The 7310-nt window shown below is 67.3% G+C and carries 7 protein-coding genes and 1 tRNA gene; 2 read left to right on the forward strand and 6 right to left on the reverse strand.

All coding sequences use genetic code 11. From position 1 onward, the window contains the following. Nucleotides 1–57: 57 nt before the first annotated feature. From ABZ720_RS02635 to ABZ720_RS02655, 5 genes are all read right to left on the reverse strand, one after another. Nucleotides 58–843 carry a 3-hydroxybutyrate dehydrogenase gene (locus tag ABZ720_RS02635; protein ID WP_366553499.1) on the reverse strand — a complete coding sequence of 262 codons (786 nt, stop codon included), beginning with the start codon at nucleotides 841–843 and terminating at the stop codon, nucleotides 58–60. Further along, entirely contained in the window at nucleotides 840–2201 is a 1362-nt protein-coding gene (locus tag ABZ720_RS02640) for an RsmB/NOP family class I SAM-dependent RNA methyltransferase (RefSeq protein WP_366553501.1), read from the reverse strand. The genes ABZ720_RS02635 and ABZ720_RS02640 overlap by 4 nt, the downstream gene beginning before the upstream one ends. After that, nucleotides 2198–3661: an IMP dehydrogenase gene (gene guaB, locus ABZ720_RS02645; RefSeq protein WP_366553503.1), complete on the reverse strand. Its 1464-nt coding sequence runs from the start codon at nucleotides 3659–3661 to the stop codon at nucleotides 2198–2200. The genes ABZ720_RS02640 and guaB overlap by 4 nt, the downstream gene beginning before the upstream one ends. Before the next feature lie 94 nt (nucleotides 3662–3755). Then, a complete protein-coding gene (locus tag ABZ720_RS02650; protein WP_366553505.1) occupies nucleotides 3756–4502 on the reverse strand; it encodes an RlmE family RNA methyltransferase in 747 nt (248 codons plus the stop codon). Beyond that, nucleotides 4499–5599 carry a Ppx/GppA phosphatase family protein gene (locus ABZ720_RS02655; RefSeq protein ID WP_366553507.1) on the reverse strand — a complete coding sequence of 367 codons (1101 nt, stop codon included), beginning with the start codon at nucleotides 5597–5599 and terminating at the stop codon, nucleotides 4499–4501. Before ABZ720_RS02655 ends, ABZ720_RS02650 begins: the two co-directional genes overlap by 4 nt. Before the next feature lie 167 nt (nucleotides 5600–5766). Here ABZ720_RS02655 and ABZ720_RS02660 point away from each other — a divergent pair. Next, nucleotides 5767–5840 (forward strand) — tRNA-Gln (locus tag ABZ720_RS02660). Between the two features lie 352 nt (nucleotides 5841–6192). Continuing rightward, the gene (locus ABZ720_RS02665; RefSeq protein WP_366553509.1) at nucleotides 6193–6741 is read left to right on the forward strand and encodes an SEL1-like repeat protein; all 549 of its coding nucleotides are present in this window, start codon (nucleotides 6193–6195) and stop codon (nucleotides 6739–6741) included. A gap of 122 nt (nucleotides 6742–6863) precedes the next feature. Here ABZ720_RS02665 and ABZ720_RS02670 read toward each other — a convergent pair. Continuing rightward, nucleotides 6864–7310, reverse strand: a 447-nt coding sequence (locus ABZ720_RS02670) for an IS630 family transposase (protein WP_366553511.1), incomplete at its 5' end; no start/stop codon positions are given.

Below are 7310 nucleotides of genomic sequence, written 5' to 3' on the forward strand. Positions count from 1 at the left end.
GCGGCCCGGAGCTCACGCCCCGGGCCGAACCCATAGAAATGCTACCTCATTCGAGGACTACTGGGCCGTCCAGGCGCCATCCACCGGCAGACTCGCACCGCTTATCTGATCGGCGTGCGGGCCGCAGAGGAATAGGGTGAGACCCGCCAGTTGCTCCGGCGTGACGAATTGGCTGGTCGGCATCTTCTCGCTCACGAGTCGGGTCTTGGCGGTTTCCTGGTCCAGCCCCTCCCGCTCGGCCAGGGCATCCACCTGCTTCTGCACCAGCGCAGTGAGGACCCAGCCCGGGCAGATCGCATTGCAGGTCACGCCGCTGCCGGCGGCATCCAGCGCCGTCGCCTTGGTCAGGCCAACGATGCCATGTTTGGCCGCCACATAGGCCGACTTGTGCTGCGAGGCTACCAGGCCGTGGACCGAGGCGACGTTGATGATCCGTCCCCAGCCAGCCTCACGCATTGCCGGCAGCGCCAGACGGGTGGTGTGAAAGGCGGAGGAGAGGTTGATCGCGATGATCGCGTCCCAGCGCTCCGGCGGAAAATCAGCGATATCGGCCACGTGCTGAATGCCGGCGTTGTTGATCAGGATGTCGATGCGGCCGTGGGTTTCCACTGCTGCCGCCATCATGGCCTCGATCTCGGCGGGCTTTGACATGTCGGCGGCGTGATAGCTGGCCGCGACCTGGTACTGCGTTTCCAGTGCGGCCCGCTGCGCCTCGATCTCTACGGAGTCGCCGAAGCCGTTGAGCGCCACGTTCGCGCCCGCGGCTGCCAGGGTCTCCGCCATGGCCTTGCCGATGCCGCTGGTCGAGCCGGTGATCAGGGCCGTCTTGCCTGCCAGTATCATGGTTTCTTTTCCTCCGTAGACTCTGCTTCGTCAGGTTCACCCACGCCCGGCGCCACGCGTTCCAGGACGGCGACGAAAAAGCCATCGGTGCCATGCTGCGCCGGAGTCAGCCGCAACATCTGGCCCTCGCATGGCGGCGCACCTTCCATGGATTCTTCCCAGAGCTCGGCCAGGGGCCGCAGGCGAAAATCCTCGCGGGTGGCAATAAAGCGCTCCACTTGCTGCTCGTTCTCTTCACACAGAAGGGAGCAGGTGGCGTAGGCCAGACGACCGCCAGGACGCACCAGGCGCGCGGCGCTCTCCAGGATCGAGGCCTGCAGGGCCAGCAGCTCATCGAGCCCCGTTTCATCGAGCCGCCAACGGGCCTCGGGATTGCGCCGCCAGGTGCCGCTGCCGCTGCAGGGGGCATCCACCAGCACACGGTCGAAGCTGCCCTTGTGGCGCTTCACCCAGGGGTCACGCTCGCTGCTCAGCGGCCTGCGGGTCGCGTTGTGCACACTGGCCCGACGCAGGCGCAGGGCAGAACGCTCCAGGCGCTTCTCCAGTACGTCGCATGCGACCAGTTGGCCCCGATTGTCCATTTCACCGGCCAGCGCCAGGGTTTTGCCCCCGGCTCCCGCGCAGAAATCGCACACCCGCATGCCCGGCCGCGCCGCGGTCAAGAGAGCGACGAGTTGCGATCCCTCGTCCTGCACCTCCACAAGGCCGTCACGAAAGGCTTGCGTGGCCGCCACCGGTCGACGCCCGTCCGCCCGCAGAGCCAGGGGCGACCACTGCCCCGGCCGGGTCGGAATGCCCTCCTCAGCCAGCGCATTCCGCGCCGCCGCGCGCGTGCCCTTGAGGCGATTGACCCGCAGGTCGACCTCGGCTGGCGCGCGCATGGCACGCAACTCCGCCTCAGCCTGCGGCCCCAGCGCCGCCTCGAAGCGCGGCAGCAGCCACTCGGGCACCTCCAGCGCCACGGCTGGCGGCTGCTCGGAATGCTCGAGCGGCTGTCCGTCGAGACGAGAAATCCACTCCGCCTCCACCGCATCGGAGCGTGGCGGCCCATAGCGGTCGTCGCTGTCCAGCAGGTTCAGCAGGTCCTGCGCCGTCATGCCCTGCTCCATCAGGGCGAAGGCCAGAACACGCGCCCGCGCGCTGTCCGGCACGTAGAGGCGCTCAAGCCACCAGCCCAACCGCGCCTGCGCACGCAGGCAGCCCCAGACCAGCTCGGAGACCGCCCGCCGGTCCTTGGATCCAATGTAGCGACGCTGCTTGAACCAGGCCGAGGCAACCCGGTCGGCCGGCTTAGGCGCCGCCTCGCCAACGGTCTCCAGCAGCGTGATCGCAGCCTGCAGGCGCGCAGCCGGCGTCATCCCTTGTGCTGATAGTTCGGCGCTTCGCGCGTCACCAGAACGTCGTGGACATGGCTTTCGCGCAGGCCCGCGTTGGTGATCTTCACGAAGCGGCAGTTGCGCTGCATGTCGGGGATCGTGGCGTTGCCGGTATAGCCCATGGCGGCGCGCAAGCCGCCCACGAGCTGATGCACCACGCCGCCCACCGGCCCCTTGTAGGGCACCTGGCCTTCCACGCCCTCGGGCACGAGTTTGAGCTGATCGGCCACCTCCTGCTGGAAGTAGCGGTCGGCCGAACCCCGGGCCATGGCGCCGAGCGAGCCCATGCCGCGATAGGCCTTGTAGGAGCGGCCCTGGTAGAGAAAGACCTCCCCCGGGCTTTCGTCCGTGCCGGCAAGCAGCGAGCCCACCATGGCGCAGTCGGCCCCCGCGGCAATCGCCTTGGCCAGATCGCCGGAGAACTTGATGCCGCCGTCTGCAATGACCGGGGTGTCCAGTTCGCGGCAGGCAGCCACCGTGTCCAGCAAGGCGGTGAGCTGCGGCACCCCGACGCCCGCCACCACACGGGTGGTACAGATGGAGCCGGGCCCAATGCCCACCTTCACCGCATCGACGCCGGCGTCGATCAGGGCCTTTGCGCCCTCGGCAGTGGCCACGTTGCCGGCCACCACCTGCACCTCCTGGGACATCCGCTTGACCCGCTCTACCGCCTGCATCACGCCCTGCGAATGACCGTGGGCGGTGTCCACCACCAGCACGTCGACCTCGGCGGCCAGCAGGGCCTCGGCGCGGCGCAGCCCGTCGTCGCCCACACCGACGGCCGCAGCCACGCGCAGCCGGCCATGGGGGTCCTTGCAGGCGTTGGGATAGGCTTGGGCCTTCTCGATGTCCTTCACCGTCACCAGACCGGTGCAGCGATAGTCGCTGTCCACCACCAGGAGCTTCTCGATGCGATGCTGATGCAGCAGGCGCTTGGCCTCCTCCCGGCTGACGCCGTCGGCGACGGTCACCAGCTTCTCGTGGGTCATCAGCTCCTGCACCGGCTGATTGGGGTCCGTGGCGAAGCGGACGTCGCGGTTGGTCAGGATGCCGACCAACTTGCCGCTGTTGCGCTGCACCACCGGAATGCCGGAGATGCGGTTCATCTCCATCAGGGCCAGGGCGTTGGACAAGGGCTCGTCGGGGTAGATGGTGACCGGATTGACCACCATGCCGCTTTCGAACTTCTTGACCTTGCGGACCTCGTCCGCCTGCTCATCGGGCTTCAGGTTCTTGTGCACCACGCCCATACCGCCGGCCTGGGCCATGGCAATCGCCAGGCGCCCCTCGGTCACGGTATCCATGGCGGAGGACAGCAGCGGGATGCCGAGCTGGATGCTGCGGGTGAGTCGTGTACGGGTATCGGCGGCGGCTGGCAGCACGGCGGAAGCGGCCGGCTGCAACAGCACGTCGTCGAAAGTCAAAGCTTCACGGATTTCCATGCCAAAAGCCCTCGGACGGCGGGGAGTTGGCGGCGCATCCTACACCAGGAGGAAGACCGCTCAAGGACACTCTGCGCGGCGGACCGCATGCCGGTCATGCATCGGCCTCGTCCCGGCTTCCGTCCGCACTCTCAATCCGGCTGCCCTGCCCCGACGGGGGCCGATAGCCGGTGGCAACCACAAAAAGCTCCGGCGACTCTGCCCGACTCGACGGCGGCTTGATGTGGCGGACCTTGGCGAAGCGTCGCTTCAGGCGATCCAGCAACTCCTTTTCGCTGCCGCCCTGCCAGACCTTGGCCACGAAGGCGCCGCCGGGAGCCAATACCTCCTCGGCAAAATCCAGCGCTGCCTCAGCCAGACCCATGATGCGCAGATGGTCGGTCGACGAATGCCCAGACGTCGGCGGCGCCATGTCGGAGAGCACCAGATCCGCCGGGCCGCCCAGCCGCGCGCGCAGCTGTTCGGGCGCTGTCTCATCGAGGAAGTCGAGCTGCATCAAGTCGACGCCGGGGAGAGGGTCGACGGGCAGCAGATCGATTCCCACCACCTTGCCCTTGGCACCGACCTTGTGGGCGGCGACCTGGCTCCAGCCGCCGGGCGCCGCGCCCAGATCCACCACGCGCTGGCCCGGCTTGAGCAGCTTCACCTTCTCGTCGATCTGCAGCAGCTTGAAGGCAGCGCGGGAACGGTAGCCCTGTGCCTTGGCTTCGGCCACCCAGGGATCGTTGAGATGGCGCTCGAGCCAGCGCACCGAGGAGGCGCGCCGCCCCTTGGCAGTTTGCACACGCTGGCGCAGCTGCCGCTGGCCGCGCCCGGATTTTCCGGCTGATCTGCCGCTCATGCCGCCCCTGCCCTGCTGAGGTCCTCGTGAATCATGCGCGTGAGCATGCCCTCGCGCAGCCCCCGGTCCGCCACACGCAGGCGCGTGAGCGGCCAGAGCTCCAGAACGGCCTCGACAATGGCGCAACCGGCCACCACGAGATCCGCCCGTTGAATGCCGATGCAGGGATGCGCCGCGCGGGCCGGGAAGTCCAGCTCGCGCACAAGCCGGCTGGTCTGCAAGACCGTCTCGCGGCTCAGATGCAGCCCGTCCACCCGGTCGCGCTGATAGCGGGGCAGGTCAAGGTGCACCCCGGCCAGGGTGGTCACCGTGCCGGAAGTGCCCACGAGTTGCAGCGCACCGGCCTGCGCCAGGGCGAGCAGTTCGCCCTTGGGGTCGAAGCTATGCAGCGCTTCGGTGACCTGAGCCATCATCCGGCGGTACACCATCTCCGAGACATCGCGCCCACCGTGCCGCTCGGCCAGGGTAACCACGCCGAACGGCAGCGAGAGCGAGCGGCGCAAGCGCCCGATGGCCTCCCCCTTGTCGCGTTCAAGCCAGCAAACCTCGGTGGAGCCGCCGCCGATATCGAGCACCAGGACATGGGGGCGTTCCGGCTCGAACAGCGGCGCACAGCCGTGATAGGCCAGCTCCGCCTCCTCGGCGGTGGTGATCACCTCCAGGTCCAGTCCGGTCTCCTGGCGCACGCGATCGAGAAAGACCGTGCCGTTCTCTGCCCTGCGGCAGGCTTCGGTGGCAATGGCGCGCAGCCGCTCGACCCGGCGATAGCGCAGCTTGCGCATGCAGACCGCCAGCGCCGCCACGGTGCGATCCATCGCCGCCTCACTCAGCCGTCCGCTGTTCTCCAGCCCTTCACCCAGCCGCACGATGCGCGAGAAGGCATCGACGACACGAAAGGCGTCTCCGGCGCGCCGCGCCACCAGCAAGCGGCAGTTGTTGGTGCCAAGGTCGAGCGCGGCGTAGACCGAGGGGAGGCCCGCCGCCACGGAAACCGGGCCGTAATCGCCCAACGCGGCGCTCTGCCCAGCCGCGCCAGCGCCCTCCCGCCTCTCGCCTCCGTGCGCAACGGCTGTCTCTGCAAGCTCGGAATCATCCATAACACCATTCTACGGATCACAGCCCGCCGTGACCAGATGCCCATCTGCCCCACGCATTCCTGATGCGGTCTCATTGACATCGCGCTGTGCGCGGAAGGGGGTTGAAACGCCCCGGTCACCTGGACTAGATACTGCCTAGCAACGGCGGCAGCGCCCCGCGGCCCTGTTGGGGGATAGTTTAATGGTAGAACGGCGGACTCTGACTCCGCTAGTCCTGGTTCGAGTCCAGGTCCCCCAGCCAAACAAAATCAACGAGTCAGGCCCCGTCAGGGGCCTTTTTCACGCCGGGGCAGACCGATTTCGTGGCGCCGCAGCACCCCGGCAGCCGCGCGAACAGGCGCCGGCCTGCACTGCGATGACACAGCCCGCTCGACGTCCCATTCTCGCCAAGACCTTATATTGCGAGCGAGAGGTCTCCCTCGCCGGAAGCGAGTTTCTGCGCGGCCGCCCTATTCCCTGATTGCGACTGCGGCGACTTCCTGCCTATCGTCACGAGACAAGCGCGTGGAGACGACGCGCATGTGGCAGATCGCGCCTGATTGGTAGCACTGACACCCGCCGTCACGCGATCCGCCAACCAGGGAGGGGATGGAATGAGACAAATCTATAAGTTGGGGCTGAGCGCCCTGCCGCTGCTGATACTGACCAGCGGCTGCATCGGCGCGGCCACGGAAGGGGCCAACATAGCCAAGGACAAGGCGGTTCTGGCTTCGAACATCGATGACGCCCGGGCCGGCGATGCCGAGGCGCAGTACAAGGTCGGCGATGCGCTCTGCTGCTCGGTGAACGAAGGCCACGGCTTCTACGATACGCCGGAGTCGGTTGCCTGGCTTTGCAAGGCAGCGACGCAGGACAATGCCCCGGCGGCCCACATGCTGGGCGAAATCTATGCGGGCGACGTGGTCTCCGGCGTGCGGGTGCTGCGCCGCGTGGCGCAACGCCTGGCCGGCAGCAGCACCAATCTGCCGGTGTCCTACGCCTGGCTGCGCCGCGCCGCAGCCGGCGGAGAAACCGAGGCCGGCGAGACGGCCGACGAACTCTGGGCCAAACTCTCGCGCAGCCAGCGCACCGAGGCTGAATCCATGGCCGAAGGCCGCCAGACCCTCCCCTGCACCTGGGACGAGGTCATCACCAGCGGGTGACGGATGCGGTGCACAAAACCGCTCCCTCACCCTACAATGCGCCGCACATAGCAACGCGATATGGCTAGGTATGCCTTCCCTTGGCAGTCAGGCTTCCTAGTGTCCTGGTTCAGAAGTTCTAATCATTGATTGGCTTGCTCTGGGCAGTTTCGCAGGCAGAAGCGCTCGATGGAAGCGAGGATGTCGTCGGCGGACTTGGTCCAACGGAAGGGTTTGGGATCGGCGTTGTGCTGCTCGATGAAGGTGGTGATGTCGGCGGTCAACTCGGGGACGCTGCGATGGACGCCGCGTCGGATCTTTTTGTCGGTGAGCAGGGCGAAGAAGCGCTCCACCTGATTGAGCCATGAGGCGCTGGTGGGCGTGAGATGGACATGCCAGCGGGGCCGTTTGGCGAGCCAGTCGCGGACCAGCTTGGTCTTGTGGGTGCCGTAGTTGTCCATCACCAGGTGAACCTCGAGGTCCGGCGGCAGGTTGGCCTCGATCTGGTCGAGGAACTTGCGGAACTCCACGGCGCGGTGGCGAGGCAAGCATCGGCCGATGACCTTGCCGGTCGCGATGTCCAAGGCCGC

This window comes from Aquibaculum sediminis, assembly GCF_040712085.1.
Classification (GTDB): Bacteria; Pseudomonadota; Alphaproteobacteria; order Kiloniellales; family DSM-21159; genus Aquibaculum; species Aquibaculum sediminis.